Source organism: Pleomorphochaeta naphthae (assembly GCF_055396005.1).
In genome coordinates this window covers 2584162-2600014 of sequence record NZ_AP042457.1, presented here as the reverse complement: position 1 = coordinate 2600014, position 15853 = coordinate 2584162, and the positions used below count along the sequence as shown (strand labels likewise).

At 29.8% G+C, this 15853-nt stretch carries 13 protein-coding genes; 4 read left to right on the top strand and 9 right to left on the bottom strand.

The features are described from left to right. Positions 1-35: 35 nt before the first annotated feature. From ACZ5SO_RS11825 to ACZ5SO_RS11805, 5 genes are all read right to left on the bottom strand, one after another. Complete coding sequence (locus ACZ5SO_RS11825) at positions 36-1007, bottom strand: NAD-dependent epimerase/dehydratase family protein (RefSeq protein ID WP_464624855.1); 972 nt, start codon at positions 1005-1007, stop codon at positions 36-38. A gap of 145 nt (positions 1008-1152) precedes the next feature. After that, entirely contained in the window at positions 1153-4161 is a 3009-nt protein-coding gene (locus ACZ5SO_RS11820) for a glycoside hydrolase family 2 TIM barrel-domain containing protein (RefSeq protein ID WP_464624854.1), read from the bottom strand. 20 nt (positions 4162-4181) lie between these two features. Continuing rightward, complete coding sequence (locus tag ACZ5SO_RS11815) at positions 4182-5003, bottom strand: carbohydrate ABC transporter permease (protein ID WP_464624852.1); 822 nt, start codon at positions 5001-5003, stop codon at positions 4182-4184. Between the two features lie 15 nt (positions 5004-5018). Next, the gene (locus ACZ5SO_RS11810) at positions 5019-5942 is read right to left on the bottom strand and encodes a carbohydrate ABC transporter permease (RefSeq protein WP_464624851.1); all 924 of its coding nucleotides are present in this window, start codon (positions 5940-5942) and stop codon (positions 5019-5021) included. 66 nt (positions 5943-6008) lie between these two features. Further along, positions 6009-7286: an ABC transporter substrate-binding protein gene (locus tag ACZ5SO_RS11805; protein ID WP_464624850.1), complete on the bottom strand. Its 1278-nt coding sequence runs from the start codon at positions 7284-7286 to the stop codon at positions 6009-6011. Between the two features lie 277 nt (positions 7287-7563). Here ACZ5SO_RS11805 and ACZ5SO_RS11800 point away from each other — a divergent pair, with 277 nt between their 5' ends. The 4 genes from ACZ5SO_RS11800 to ACZ5SO_RS11785 all read left to right on the top strand — a co-directional run bounded on the left by ACZ5SO_RS11800 (position 7564) and on the right by ACZ5SO_RS11785 (position 11672). Further along, complete coding sequence (locus ACZ5SO_RS11800; RefSeq protein ID WP_464624849.1) at positions 7564-8589, top strand: LacI family DNA-binding transcriptional regulator; 1026 nt, start codon at positions 7564-7566, stop codon at positions 8587-8589. A gap of 138 nt (positions 8590-8727) precedes the next feature. After that, entirely contained in the window at positions 8728-9204 is a 477-nt protein-coding gene (locus ACZ5SO_RS11795; protein ID WP_464624847.1) for a nucleoside deaminase, read from the top strand. Positions 9205-9234: 30 nt separating this feature from the next. Continuing rightward, entirely contained in the window at positions 9235-9783 is a 549-nt protein-coding gene (locus ACZ5SO_RS11790; RefSeq protein ID WP_464624846.1) for a LemA family protein, read from the top strand. 11 nt (positions 9784-9794) lie between these two features. Then, positions 9795-11672 (top strand): DUF2207 domain-containing protein, encoded by a 1878-nt coding sequence (locus tag ACZ5SO_RS11785; RefSeq protein ID WP_464624845.1) that lies wholly within the window; start codon positions 9795-9797, stop codon positions 11670-11672. A 20-nt stretch (positions 11673-11692) separates the two neighbouring features. Here the strand turns inward: ACZ5SO_RS11785 and ACZ5SO_RS11780 are convergent, their stop codons facing one another. The 4 genes from ACZ5SO_RS11780 to ACZ5SO_RS11765 all read right to left on the bottom strand — a co-directional run bounded on the left by ACZ5SO_RS11780 (position 11693) and on the right by ACZ5SO_RS11765 (position 15835). After that, entirely contained in the window at positions 11693-12373 is a 681-nt protein-coding gene (locus tag ACZ5SO_RS11780) for a succinate dehydrogenase/fumarate reductase iron-sulfur subunit (RefSeq protein WP_464624843.1), read from the bottom strand. Then, on the bottom strand, positions 12360-13556 hold the full coding sequence (locus tag ACZ5SO_RS11775) for an FAD-dependent oxidoreductase (protein WP_464624842.1): 1197 nt from the start codon (positions 13554-13556) through the stop codon (positions 12360-12362). Before ACZ5SO_RS11775 ends, ACZ5SO_RS11780 begins: the two co-directional genes overlap by 14 nt. 62 nt (positions 13557-13618) lie before the next feature. Beyond that, on the bottom strand, positions 13619-15088 hold the full coding sequence (gene putP, locus ACZ5SO_RS11770) for a sodium/proline symporter PutP (RefSeq protein ID WP_464624841.1): 1470 nt from the start codon (positions 15086-15088) through the stop codon (positions 13619-13621). 72 nt (positions 15089-15160) lie between these two features. Next, a complete protein-coding gene (locus ACZ5SO_RS11765) occupies positions 15161-15835 on the bottom strand; it encodes a response regulator transcription factor (protein WP_464627848.1) in 675 nt (224 codons plus the stop codon). Positions 15836-15853: the final 18 nt, after the last annotated feature.

Below are 15853 nucleotides of genomic sequence, written 5' to 3'. Positions count from 1 at the left end.
TTGTATAAAAAAAATGTAAATTGTAAAAAGATATGTCAATAATTTATGCGTTTATATTCTTCGATAGTATCTACTAAAGTGTCATAAATAGATCTTGGATTATAATTAAAAGAAGTAGTTGCTTTATCATGAGAAAAGTGTGGGCAGTTATTTAATGTATATATAGAATATGAGCAAAATAGCGCAGGTTTTTTCAAAATTTTATAATATATTTCTGATAATGGTGCTAATAAATTTGCAATATTTTTAGGAATTTTAATTAATTTTTTATTGTCTTTAATAATATCGCCGATTTTTTCAAGGAAAGTTTTGACACTAATGAATGTGTTTGATAGGATAAAATTTTCATTTTCTATTTTGCTTGTGACTAAGGAAGAAATAAAGGATGATACATCTCTAACGTCAACCATATCATAGCCACCGTCCGTGTAAGCAAATAATTTTCCATTCATTCTATCTTTAATAACTGAATTTAAATGGTTATTACCGAAATCCTCAGGTCCAAGTATTCCGGATGGGAATATGATATTTATATTTAGGTTTTCTCTTTCTTTCATCATGATTTTAGTTGTCATAGCTTTTGTAATTGCATAAGGTCCAATAACTTTATTAGGATCAATATCAGAATTTTCATCAATTATATCTTTATTATTTATGAAGGCATGGACAGAACTAATATATGTAAGGGGGAAATTATGTTTTTTGCATAAGTTAAGAACATTTACAGAGCCTTGGACATTAACATCATAAAGGGCTTTTGTCATTTTTGTTGTCACATTTATGATTCCAGCTGTATGGATAACTTTTGCTTTTTTTACATCGAAAAAAGATTTCATGCTATCTATGTCTGTAACATCACCATAATAAACTTCTTCAATCTTAGGTGTTTTATAAGATGAAGATGACAGCCTTAATCCTCTAACTATTTTACCTTTTTTAATTAATTGTTTTACTATCCAACTCCCTAAATGACCATCTGATCCTGTTACTAAATAAGTCTCTTCCATTTTTATTCCTCCAAAGCATTTAATTATCCTCCTATTTCATTTAGAAAGCAACTTACTGAGAGTCTTATTTAGTATTGATTGTTAAATTGTACAAAAAAAACTATTGTGCATTTTCGCACAATAGCTAATAGTTATAAAATATTCTCTATATTATCTCTAAAATCAAAGACCAAGAATCTTCAATTCCCTTATATAGATATTGTTTATGGATTGGAGCTCCCCAGGAATCATCACCTGCTATACCACTTTGTCCATGTAAAATCCTTATAGTATTATAATCATGGGTTTTTAAATCTTCGAAGTGTTTAGCTTCTTCAATTTCATGTGGAGAATAGGGAAGTGCTGAACCTTCAAAAATAGTGGAACAAGTTATTCTTAAACCTTTATTATTCTGATCTAAGAATTCAATATATCTTAAATCTGTTTTGTTACCACATTCTTGAGGATCAACATATTTAACATATTGATCTTTTATATACTCCTCTTTAATTCCAATTAAAGCTGATTCTTTTCGATCACAATATGCTTCACCTTTAATATTCCCAAAGTATTTGATTTTATCATAAGCTTTATTTAATCCGAATGTTATACCAAAACAAGGCATATCTTCCTTTTTATTAGTGAGTCTTTTAATATTAATTTGCACTTTTTTATTTTTTTCAAATAGATATGTTATATTATAGCGTTCGGAGGCACAAGCAAGTTCAAATGAAGCAGAGTTTTCTTGTTTGTCTACTTTTACGATTTTTTGATATAAAGATGCTGTTTTGTTATTAGCCCATCTAAAAGCATTATCATTTGCTTTATCATTTGTTGTTGGGGCTCTCCAAAACTCAAGACTTATTGGTTTTTCTAAAATATTTAGTTGATCTAATAAAATTGCATTTATCTTGCCAATTGAATATTTGACTAAACATTTAAAGGCCTCTCCATTTAAGCCAACATTATCTTTTCCCCATATTAAGGCGTCAGGTTTTTCTACTTTTGCAAAATATGGGTTATTGTCTTGTTGTTTTAAATTAGTAAAGCTATGATCATTTATTAATTTATTCTTTTTATCATAAACAAAAATATTTAAAATAAAATCTTTATTATTGCCTTTTTTTACTTTAAGCAAGAGTTCTTTTTCTGGTTCTGTATTTATGTAAAAATAGTTTCTTTCTATTCTTGCTAAGTCTTTAGTCTCTAGGTAGTTATGTAATTCAAAATTCGTTTGTTTTGTACCATCTAATATGAGTTCTACTTTAAATTTAAAGGTAGATAAATTAGTGAATTTGTAATTATTGTATATTCTAATATATTCTTTATCAGATTCTAAGATTATTGGGCTATATAATTTTTTTACTTCTTTTAATTTATAACTTTCATCATATTGTGAAGTTATTAAACCATTACAACAGAAATCTGCATCTGTTGGGAATTTTCCTTTAAGTCCTGCATATACCATGTCTTTTTTATCAAAAATTAGACTTTGATCTAAGAAATCCCAAATAAAACCACCTTGATAGTTTTTATATTTTCTCTCCAAATCAGTATATTCTTTTAAGTTTCCACAAGAATTTCCCATTGCATGAGAGTATTCACATAACATAAATGGTTTTTGAGGATGTTTTTTTATAAAATCTTCAACTTCACAAGGTTTAGTATACATTTGAGACTCTACATCACTTATTGCTTGGTATGGTGAATCGTACTCTACATTTTCGTAGTGTATTATTCTATCTCCAAATGTTTTTAAGAATTTGCTCAATTCAAGAAGATTTGATCCATCACTACTCTCATTTCCACAAGAAAACATTACGATACAAGGATGGTTTTTGTCTCTTTGAGCCATATTATTTGCTCTATCTAATGTGCATTTTTTCCACTCTTCTCTATTGTATGGAATCGCTATTGTATAGTCTTTTTGTCCATATGCATTAATTGTTGTTCCGTGTGATTCTATATTAGTCTCATCAATAACATATAAACCTAATCTGTTACAAAGATTGTAAAAAATGCTTTGGTTAGGATAATGTGAGGTTCTAACTGAATCTATATTATTATCTAACATTATCAATAAATCTTTTTTGATATCTGAAAAGTCTATAGCTTTAGCTTTAGTTGCACTAAACTCATGTCTATTAACACCGTGAAATACTAATCTTTTATTATTTAAATATAGAACATTATCTTTAATTTCAATTCGTCTAAATCCGAATTCTACTCCACAGACAAAAGTTGATTTGTTCGTATTTAATTCAACAATTAGAGTATATAGATTAGGGGTTTCATGACTATATAAAGAAATTTGATTCATTACATGGTCAATTTTTATTTCTTTTTGGTTTGTTAATTTTATTTTTTTTAAAAGATGTCCTTTTGTTAAAGCAGATAGAGTAAAATCATTTTCATCAATTTTATCACTTTTATCTTCTGCTTCACTTAAGTAAAAGGTAAGCTCTCCTGTAGTTTTTTCGTTTAGTTTTAAATCTATAGTTAGGTTTCCTTGCTGTAATGAAGGTGAAACTTTTGGGTTTACAAAGATATCATGAATATAATTTTTTGGTAAAAATTTTAAACTCACAGGTCTAAAAATACCACTTAACCTCCAAAAGTCTTGGTCTTCTAGCCAACTTCCACTACAGTAATGTGTTACTATACAGCTTATTAAATTTGAACCAGAATGCAAATATTTATTTATTTCAAATGTTGAAGTTGTAAATGAATCTTCCCGATAGCCTACATATTTCTCATTGATATATAAAGCTAAAGAGGTTTCAACTCCTTCAAATTCCATTTGAATGATGTTTTCGTTAAGTTGTTTTTCAGTTAAGTCTATGTTTTTTTGATAAACTGCAACTATGTTATCTTCTTTAGGTACCTGAGGTGGTAAAATACTTTCTTTGGCATCCCAAGGATATTGAGTATTTGTGTATTGAGGGGTATCGAAACCTTTCATTTGAAGGGAAGAGGGAATATGTATTTTATCAGGGTTATTAAGTTTTTTTCCACCTAAAACACTTGAAGGTACAATAGATGGATTTTTATAACATTTTATATCCCAAACTCCATTTAAAGAAAGTTTTTTTTCAGAAGAGAAAAAACTGCTATGTGAGGGAATAGTACCCTCATTGAATTTTGTTAAATCTTCTAGATATTTAAAGTCGAACATAGATTTTCCTTATTTTATAATTATTGTTTTACCGATCCAAGCATGCCTTCAACAAATTGTTTTTGGAAGCCAAAGAATACTATTATTACTGGAGTTGTTGATAGAGCTATTGCCACCATTATGACGCCATAATTTGGAGTATATGAACTACTGAGAGAAGATACAAGTAAAGTGGTTGTTCTTTTTTCAGTTGTTTGTAATACAATTAATGGCCATAAATAATTGTTCCAACTTGTCATGAAGGTATATATAGCAGCCGCTGCATATGTGCTTTTCATAGATGGAACGAAAATGCTTATAAAGGTCCTTAATTCAGAAGCTCCATCTACCTTTGCAGCTTGTAATATTTCTGTTGGATAATTTACAAAGCTTTGTCTAAAAAAGAAAATCATGAATACAGATGCTGAAGAAACTAAAATGATTGCAGAATGGGAGTTTAGTAATTTTATTTTAGATATAATTTGAAATAGGGGAATCATTAAAGAAGCAAAAGGAACCATCATAGTAATTAAAAAGAAGGTATAAGTGTTTTCTTTTGCTTTTGTTCTATACATCTGAAAACCATAAGCTGCCATTGATGTTATTGCTAGAGTTAGTACAACTGTTAATGCAGCTATTTTCATAGAGTTATATAGTGCCATTCCCATGTTAGCTTCTGAAAATAGAAGTTTAAGATTTGAAAATAGAGAGGAACCTATTGTTAATTTTCCCCTCAGTATATCAACTGAAGAATTTGTTGCACCAACTAGAATCCAAAAAAATGGAAATAGAGAAAAAAATGATGCTAAAATTAATATTATATATGAAATTACTAAGCCAATGCTTATTTTATTTTTTTTCATTACATTCTCCTCTTTTTATGCTTTAATTACGTGTTTAGTAATTGTCTTTTCACTTTGACGATTTATTCTAAATTGGATGTAAGATAAAATTGCTACTAGGACTAAGATGGCATAAGAAACAGTAGCTGCATAACCAAATTTAGGAGTGTATTTAAAGCATAAATTATAAATATAGACACTCATTGTTAAGAAACAGTTATTAGGTCCTACCATTGAAGCAGTAGTTCCCCCTTGTGCTAAGTTCATAGGTTCGTCAAACAATTGTAGTGTACCTATTGTAGACATAACTGTTGTAAATAGTATCATGGGTCTTAAAAGAGGTACTGTGATTTTAAAGAAAGATTTTATCTCAGATGCTCCATCTACTTTAGCAGCTTCATATAAGTCACTGCTAATATTTTGCATAGCTGATAGGTAAAATATCATATTATATCCAGTCCATCTCCAAACCATAGCTAAAATTAATACAAAAGTTGCAAGTTTTTCATCTGAAAACCAATCTAGAGGTTTTTGTATGAAATTCATAGCGATTAAAGTGTTGTTTACAAGACCTTCGTAACTAAAAAGCATTTTAAACAAAATTGCATAAGCTATTAGAGAGGTTACTGAAGGAAGGAATATAGCTGTTCTAAAAAATCCTCTAAATTTAATTTTCTTATTGTTTAATAATGCAGCAAAGATTATTGCTGAAATTAACATAATGGGAACTTGTAAAAATAAGATTTTAAAAGTGTTTTTTAGTGCCAAAAAAAACATAGGATCGTTAAATAGTTTGATATAGTTATCAAAACCAATAAAACTAGTTACGATTCCTTTTGTTTTAGTTGTTGTTAGATAAAGAGAATATAAGATAGGATATAATAGAAAAATAGCTAATAAGAGAGTTACAGGTATAATGAAATACCAACCCGTTCTTTTCATTTTCTTTTCGTTTACCATTGAATTTTCCTCATAATAACAAAGGGGGATTTCTCCCCCTATGTAATTTATTACTAGTAATAGTAATTATAGAATGTCGTTTTCTAATTGTGTGCTGATAGCTTCAAGAGTTTTTTCTAATGATTGTCCATTATAGAAAGCTTCCATGTTTCCCATTACAGCTGCATCAGCTTCATATGTGTATTCACCAATATTTACTGTTGGAATATCTTCAGCATATTTACTTAACATATCGTAAACTTTTTGACCACCGAAGAATTCATCTGCTTTTGAATAGTTTTCGCCAGCAAATGCTGGGATATATGAACCCATAGCTCCATTTTTAACTAAAATATCTTGATAGAAATCGACATCAGCACCATAAACTGAGTTTAAGAAATCAATAGCTTGTTCTTTGTTTTTACCATTTTCAAGAACATACCAAGATGATCCACCTAAGTTTGATGCATTAGTTCCATCTTCAGATAATCTAGGACAAGGAGCTAAAGCCCATAATCCGCTTTGGTCACTTGCAGCTTTTATCGATCCAATAATCCAAACACCTGAAGTTATTGTAGGTACTTTTTCATCATTTATAGCACCAACCCATTCTGTCCAACCGTTTGTTGGGAAGGCTAAATCTTCATCAATGAATCTTTTATAAATTTGCATAGCTTTTGCTAAGCTTTCGTTGTCTTTAATATAAGGGTTGCCATCGTTGTCGAAGTACCAAGATCCATCGCTTTGAAGCATTATTCTAAACAAACCACCATCAGCTTTACTGTTTGCAAAGAAATAATTTCCTGTTTTTTCTTTATAGTCTTTTGCTATATCACAGAATTCATCCCATGTTATATTTGTTAAATCTTCTGCTGTATATCCAGCCTTTGCTAGCATATCTGTTCTGTAAAAGAAGCCGGCAACACCGGAATCAAAAGGCATTGAATAGTATTTGTTGCCAACTTTTGCTATATCAACTTTAGATTTTAAGAAATCATTTTGATTTATAGCATCAGTTAAATCTGCAAATTGACCTGGATATGAATTTAGATATTTTAATCCATTGTAGTCTTCAATTAGTACAATATCAGGTAGACCTTCTGTTGTCCTTGCTGCTAAGTTAGTATGAAGTTTTTGCTCTACATCAGCTTTTGCCATCTCAACTATATTGAATTCTACATCTGGATGAGATTTTTGATAAATTTCTGCAGCATCTTTCATAATTGAAATGTTGAAATTAGGGTCCCAAGCCCAAATTGTGATAGGTGTCTTTTCTTGAGTTTTTGCTGTTTCTGAGGCTCCTCCAGCAAATAAAGAAGTTCCTACTAATAAAGCCATTAATAATACTGATAATATTTTTTTCATGGTTTCTCCTTTTATTGGTATGTGTAAATAGAATATCATGAAAGGCAGTAAAGTCAAGTAGAAATTTAGTAAATATTTACTAGTGTTATTTCTTTAAATATTATATATAAATTACTGTTTTTGTATAATAAAAGCTCGTTTTGTTTATTTAAATAGAGTTTTTGGAAAGACGTATTTCAGTGTTGAAGTAAAAAAATAGTTAAAAAAAAATTTTCTTAGACATTGTTTACCAAATGTGATAAACTATCTTTTGAGAAAAAAAAGTATAGGAAAAAAAATGGCAACAATTAAAGAGATTGCTAAGGCAGCAAAGGTTTCACAAGCAACAGTATCAAGAATTTTAAATAATGATATAACCTTATCAGTATCAGACGAAACTAAACTTAGAGTTTTGGCCATTGCAGATGAATTTGAATATATTCCATTAAAAACTAGGAAAAAGGCTAAAAAAAATTCAAGGCTAAATATTGCTATTGTTGATTGGTATGTTAACAAAGCTTTAATTGGTGATCCTTATTATTTATATTTGATGACGACTGTAGAAAAAGCATTATCAAAGGAAAATATTAATTCTTATAAAATGTTGAAAGTTGAAGGTAGATATATTTCTTCTGTAAATACTGTACCTGATGGCATAATTGCTATTGGGAGATTTGATAAAGAATCTGTAAACCAATTATCTGATATTTGTGATAATATTGTTTTTATCGATTCCTCCCCAAGAGCTGATTTATATAGTTCAGTTATGATCAATACAGAGCTTGGAACAAATCAAGCTTTAAATTATTTATATGAATTAGGTCATAGAAAAATTGGTTTTATTGGAGGTAAAGTTATTTCAGATACTGGTTTGAAATTATCCTTTTCAATTGATGATAGAAGAAAAATCGCATATCAAGATTTTATTAAGAATAATAATTTAGAGACGTATATTTTTGAAGGTAATAAATTGTCTTTTGAAGAAGGTTTTGAATTAGCAAATGTTCTATTAAAAAAGCATAATCGCCCAACAGGAGTTTTTGTGGCAAATGATACAATGGCTTCTGGCGTACTTGCTAGGTTTACTCAAGAAGGAATTAAAGTTCCAGAAGATATTTCTATTGTTGGATTTAATGATATCCCAGGTTCAAAATATTTAAATCCTCCATTAACAACAGTAAGGTTAGATATGAATTACATTGCAATAAGTACTATTAATTTGTTGAAAGAGAGATTAGAAAGTTCTTTTTTCTTTCCAAAAAAAGTATTAATTCCAACATCTTTAACGATAAGAAATTCAACATCAAAAGTATTTAAAATATAGTTTTTTTTGTTTAGGAAAATTATTAGTTTTTATAATTTATTTACCCCCTTTTTTATTTTGTGGTGTGATGACAAAAATTAGAGTATACTAAGTTGAGTAACAATAATAATTGCTTACAATATTTAAGGGGGGGGAGAAATGGAAATTAATATTAATGAATTGATGAGAGAAACTATTAAAGTTGCACAACAAGCTAGATTACATAATAATCATCCTTTTGGGGCTATTTTAGTAAATCAAAACGGCGAAATTCTTTTAAAAGCAGAAAATACTGTTGAAACTGATCATGATGTTACATCTCATGCTGAAAAAAATTTGATATCTTTAGCTACAAAAAAATATAATCCTGAGTTTTTAAGAAATTGTATTTTAATTAGTAGTGCAGAACCTTGCCCAATGTGTTCTGGTGCCATTTATTGGTCAAATATAGGTACTGTAATTTATGGATTAAGTGAACAAGCTTTATATGAAATCAGTGATCCGAATAATAAAAATTCTTTGATGTTATCATGTCGGACTGTTTTAAATAGTGGAACTAGGGTGATTAAAGTTATTGGGCCAATTTTAGAAGAAGAAGCTAGGGAACCTCATCTAAATTTTTGGAAAGTTTTTTAATCTATTTTTTAAGAAAAAAAGGAGTTTTATATGTCTCTCTGGATAATTATTGCAGTGGTTGTTTTATTAGTTATAATTTATATTTCGATTTATAACAAAATAATTAAAATGAAAAATAGGATTGAAGCTTCTTTTGCACAATTGGATGCTCATTTAAAACAGAGATATGATTTAATACCTAATCTTGTTGAAATTGTAAAAGGGTATGCTAAACATGAAAAGGAAACTTTAACTCAAGTAATAGCTGCTAGAAATACTGCTTTAAATGCAAATACTATAGAAGAAAAAGATAGTGCTAATAAATCTTTAGCAGGGGCTTTAAAAAGTGTTTTTGCTTTAGCAGAATCTTATCCAGATTTAAAAGCAAACGAAGGTTTTATTAAATTACAAACGCAACTATCAGATATTGAAGAAAAAATACTTCAAGCTAGAAAATATTATAATGCTGTTATTAGAGAATTTAATAATTTAGTTGAAGTCTTCCCTTCCTCAATTGTTGCTAACATGATGCATCAAGGAAAACGTACGTATTTAGAAGTTGAAGAAGTTGAGAGAGAAAGAGTAGATATTAAATTTTAGAGGGAGAATTTATGAATTATAAAAAAAGAAGTTTTATATTTCTCCTTATCTTAATTTGCTCCATTTTTTCTCTATTTGCAAATTACAGAATACTAGATTATAAAATAAAAGTTGATGTGGGTGTGGATAATGTTTTAAACGTAAGAGAAGATTATATCTTTGAATTTGATACACCTCGTCATGGTTTTTATCGTGTTATTCCTTATAGAAACTACCCTTATCATAAAATTAAAATTAGTGATTTAGAAGTTGAAGGGGCTCCGTACGAAACAAGTAAATCTAATGAACTTTATACTATTGTAGTAGGAGATCCTGATCGAACTATCACTGGAGAGATGCCGTATTCTATTTCATATACTTATGATATTGGGGCAGATATTAATGATGATTTTGATGAGTTTTATTTTAATTTGGTTGGAACTATGTGGGAATGTCCAATTCAAAAAGCATCCTTTGAGGTAGTGTTTCCTAAGCCTATTAATGAAGAGATGACTTGGCTCACAGTTGGTAATGCTTACAGTGAAAATGTTGATAATTCATTATTTACCCTATCAGAGGATAAAAAAACTCTTATTGGATATGTATCTAATTTAAGTTCAAAAGAAGGCGTAACTTTAAGAAGTGAGATGCAAAATGGGTACTTTGTTGGAGCTAGAAACTATCAAATTGCAATTAAGATAGTATCAATTATCTTAATTATTTTGAATATAGCTTTAGGAGTTTTTGCATATTTGATTTTTAATAAATATGGTAGAGATGATAAAGTTATTGAGAGATCTAGATTTATTCCACCCGATGGTTTTACACCTCTTTCCTTATTTTATTTTATAAATAATGGCTTTACTTCTACCTCTTATTCTGCCTCTTTTATTTATTGGGCTGACAAAGGATATATAGATATAAAAGAATTAGAAGATGAAAGTGTTAGACTAATTAGAAAAGTTGATTTTTCTAAAGTTAAAGAAGATAAAAAAAATGACATAGATTATAATCTTTTTATTGCTATTTTTAAAAATACTGAAATCGGTGAAGAGGTTGATTTAGAAAAATTAGATAGTGAGTATTTTGGTCAATCTTTAAATAAATTAAATAAAGTAGCTGAAAGGAAATTCTCAAGTAAAGTTATGGTCGATAAAAAATCAAGTAAAATGAAAGTTTATATTTTCCTTTTTGCCCTTATTTCAGCATTCTCATTTTTCTTATTTTCTTATATTGCTTCCTCTCAGTTTATGCCATTAATATTAGTTGGCTTTTTCTTCTATCTAGTACTATCTGTAATTTTACTCTCTTCTGTTAATTCAAAATGGTCTATTTATAAACCAGTTAAGAAAATTGGAATTGTTTTAGGTATAGCAATATTAACTTTAGTCTTCTTTGTCGCAAATTATTTAAATATTAATTCTTTAAATCTTGTTGAAGCTACAACTAATATAATAATTTCGGCTGTCTCTACTGTCTCTATGTTACTGCTTGTTATCTTATTTACTTTGACTGAAAAAAGAAGCGCATTTGTACAAAAGACTCTTGAAGATTTATTAGGTTATACTTCTTTTCTTAAATTAGTTGAAGTTGATCAAATTGAAAAAATGATTGAGGATGATCCAACCTTCTATTTTAAAAATTTATGCTATGCTCAAGTTTTGAATTTGACCAAAACTTGGGAAAAGAAATTCGCTAAAATTAAGATAGCGCAACCTTCTTGGTATGTTTCACCAGCTTATGGCATGTATTCATATGCAAGAATTAATAATGTTACAAATCGAATGAATTCTTCTTTGAACGTTCCTATTGCTCAATATACAAAAGCTCATGCAAGTAAATCCTCTTCTTCTGGATTCTCTGGTTCTGTTGGAGGTGGAGCCGGCGGTGGCGGTGGTGGCGCTTGGTAATTTAATTTATAGGATTGTATTTATTTTACAATCCTATCTTTTTCTTTTTTTCTTAAATCATTTATGTGTTTGCCAGGAGATACTTTAGTTGGACAAACCTTGCTACAAGCAAAATGTTTTTCACATGCTTTAACTCCATTTTCTGCATATGCTATATCTTCTAATTCTTTAATACTATTTTCATCTGTTTGTTTTAAAATTTCTCTGTGTATTGAGGCGAGAGGGGCTGGACCAATAAAATCGGTATTAACAGGACAAGCACTTGAGCAAGACCCACATTCTATACAATTTTCAAATCTGTTCCATTGAAAAATTCCATTAGGTTTAATAGAAGAAGGTGATAATTCACTTTCTCTTAGATATGAGCCTTCCATTTTATTAATCATAGTCGATATATCAACTATTAAGTCTGATATTACCTTAAAGTTTCTTAATGGTTCTATTGTAATCTTATTAGTTTCTAAATCTTTTAAAAAAGTCATACAAGCTAATTTTTCCTCTCCATTTATCATGCAAGCACAAGTACCGCAAGAGCCATGGTGGCAAGAATGTCTATAACCAAGAGTTGGATCCATTTTAAAGCGAATCTCATCTAATGCATCAATTACTGTTAATGAAGCGTCTAAATTAAGGGAGAAGTCTACATACTTATCATTTGCTCTTTTAATTGAAATGATGAAATTTTTTTTATTGTTTTCCATGATATCCTCCCTTATAAAAAGCTCTATGATCTGGTAGGATAAATTTGTCTGTTTGACATTTTATATCAAGACCAACTTTCTTACAAACCATATCAGCAACGACTTCCCCCATTGCCCTTAGTGTTGTTGCTTTGCCTCCAACGATACTAATCATATTATTAATATTATCCTCTTTTCCATGGTCTATCGCACGAAAATCTCTACTAAGATTTCTTACATCCTCATCTGTTTTATAATTTCCAAATAAAGGGCGTGCAGCTGACCAAGCTGTATGATATTTTAAATATTTGAATGAAGGAAAAAGCTTTATAGCTGATTCTTTTAAAAATTCTATATCGCTTTTAGGGACTCTATTTATATCTGGATTGTCACTAATCCATTGGGTTGAGCCAATTATAGTTAATTGTCTTTGAGGCACTACTATATCTCCATCACCGGCTTTGTGTAAGCGGCTTACTACCATATTAGTTATTCGCGATTTAGCAGCTAATAAAGTTCCGGGTGATGGTGTTATATCTATATTGATATTTGCCATTTTAGCAATGTTAGAAGCCCAAGGACCAGTAGCATTTATAAATAAATCAGCAGATAATTCTTCCTCTTTATTTTTATTATAGTCTTTAATTCTGATGGATTTAATATTATTTGAATTTCTATTAATTGAAATGACCTCTGTATAAGGTCTAATTGTTGCATTTTTAGTTTTTAAAGCTGCGGCTGCAAAACTAATTACCAGTCGCCAAGGATCAATTGTTCCATCTGGAACTAAAACAGAAGCTTTTATATTTTTATTTAATTCTTTTTCATATTCTAAAGCTAGTGAGATTGGAATTTCTTTGGCAGGAATGTTTGCTTTAAGACAAGCTTCTATAAATTGATCTTTATATTGCATATCCTCATCATTTAATGCAACAAACATCCCCATATTATATTCTATCGCGGATGGCACTATTTTTCTTAAGATTGCACTTTCTGCCATGCACTCTTTAGCTATGTTCACATCTCCCATTGCATATCGTGCACCACAGTGTAATTGGCCGTGATGACGGCCTGTGGTTCCGCTTGTAAGTTCACCTCTTTCTATAAGGGTAACTTTGAAACCTCTAAGACAAAGATCATACATGGTTGCAATTGCAGTTCCACCACCACCTATGATAACAATATGGGTATTATTTTGAGCCATTAATTATCTCCCTTTTTATATAAGTATAGCATTAATTAATGGCTCATAAAGTTTTTTTTTGCTTAGTTTTTTAAAATGGTTTTAACATCATTAAATTCATTTAAGATTATAGCATCTTCTTGTGGATTCAATTTATTGATAATTAAAATAACAATGAAGTTTGCAATAAAACCTGGAACTATTTCATACATTAGACTACCTAGTCCAATTTCTTTCCAAAGTACACAAACTATAGCTCCCACTACCATACCTGCTAGTGCAGATTTCCAAGTAGTTTTCTTTGAGAATAGTGCCATTAGAACAATAGGTCCAAATGCAGCACCAAATCCACCCCAAGCATATGATACTAATGATAAAATACTACTTTTGGGATTTAAAGCAAGTAACATAGCAATAATTGAGATTAAAATAACACAAAGTCTACCAACCCAAATTAATTCTTTTTCACTAGCATCATGTTTGATAATTTTTTGATAGAAATCCTCAGTTAGCGCAGAAGAAGATACAAGTAGTTGTGAATCAATTGTTGACATAATAGCTGATAAAATTGCAGCTAATAATATACCCCCAATCCAGGGATTAAATAAATCACTTATCATGTAAATAAAGACTTTTTCTGCATCGCCACCAGGAGCTTCTTGATACATTGCAAGACCAATTAGTCCAACTAAAATAGCACCAAATAAAGAGATTATAACCCAAATTGTTGCAATAGTCGTTGAACGTGACATTTCTTTAACATCTTTAATACTCATAAATCTTGCTAAAATATGTGGTTGTCCAAAATATCCGAGACCCCAAGCCATTGTAGAAATAATAGCGACTACACCTGCAATCCCACTATTTGATTCAAATAATGACATTGAAATATTTTTAGCTTGAGCTGCTGCATGAATAGCATTAAATCCTCCGTTTGTAACAAGAGCAAAAATAGGGACTATTAAAATTGAGAAGAACATTAGAGCACCTTGGAAAAGGTCTGTCCAACAAACAGCTAAAAAACCACCTAAGAAAGTGTATAAAACAATGACAATACAACCTCCAACAACTGCAGCAGTATAAGGAATATTAAACATTGCTTCAAAAAGTTTTCCAGCCCCTGCCATTCCTGAGGAAGCGTAGATTGTGAAAAATATTAATGTGATAATTGCTGAAATTATTCTAAGCAATCCAGTTGGATCTTTGAACCTATTTTCAAAAAAACTTGATAGTGTTAAAGATGAAGTTTTTTCTGTATAAATTCTAAGTCTTGGTGCAACTAAAATCCAGTTTAAAACTGTTCCTATTAGTAAACCTATTGCTATCCAACTTTGACCTAAACCATATAAAAAAATGGCTCCAGGTAGTCCCATCAGTAACCAACCAGACATATCACTAGCTTGAGCTGAAAGAGCAGTTACCCAAACTCCCATAGATCTTCCACCTAGCAAATAATCTTCAAGATTGTTTGTTTTCTTGTAAAAGAAAAATCCAATTGCTAGAAGAAAAATAAGATAAATAATAAATGTAATAATTGTTGCTAAAGTTGCCATAAACTCTCCTATTATTGCCATAATACATAAAGTTGTATATTTATGCAACTATTATACAATTATTATACATTTTTAAGGTATAAATTTATAACCTAAGCCTCTTATTGTTCTAATATGTTTAGGTTTTTGTGACTCTTCTAGATGGAATCGAAGTTTAGCAATATGAACATCTATTGTTCTAGTGAAAATATTTGACTCATATCCCCAAACATCATCTAGAATTTTATTACGATCTAAAATTTGATTTGGGTGAGTTACAAAATATTCAAGTAGACGAAATTCTTGGGCATTTAGTAATATTGGATCATTTCCAATTTTTGTTAAAGTTCCTTTTTTAGTATCTAGGGTAAAATTTCCAAAAGTATAAACATCTTTCGACTTTTCACTATCGCTTATAATTTGATTATTTCTTCTCAAGCAGGATTCTATTCTTGCAATTAGGACACCCATATCAAAAGGTTTCATAACATAGTCGTCAGCCCCTTGTTGGAGTCCCATAATTACATCTATATTAGTATTTCTAGCAGTAAGCATTATAATTGGAGTTGTAATATTTTTGTTTCTTAGGTGTTTACAAACCGTAAACCCATCTCTACCTGGGAGCATTACATCTAGGATAATTAAATTATACACATTATTTATAGCTTCTTCTTCTCCACTAATACCATCTCCTTTTACAACAACTTGGTAGCCTTCAGCTTCGAGTCTATCTTCAAGAGTAATTTGGACACCTATTTCATCTTCTATTAATAATATTGGGTCTTC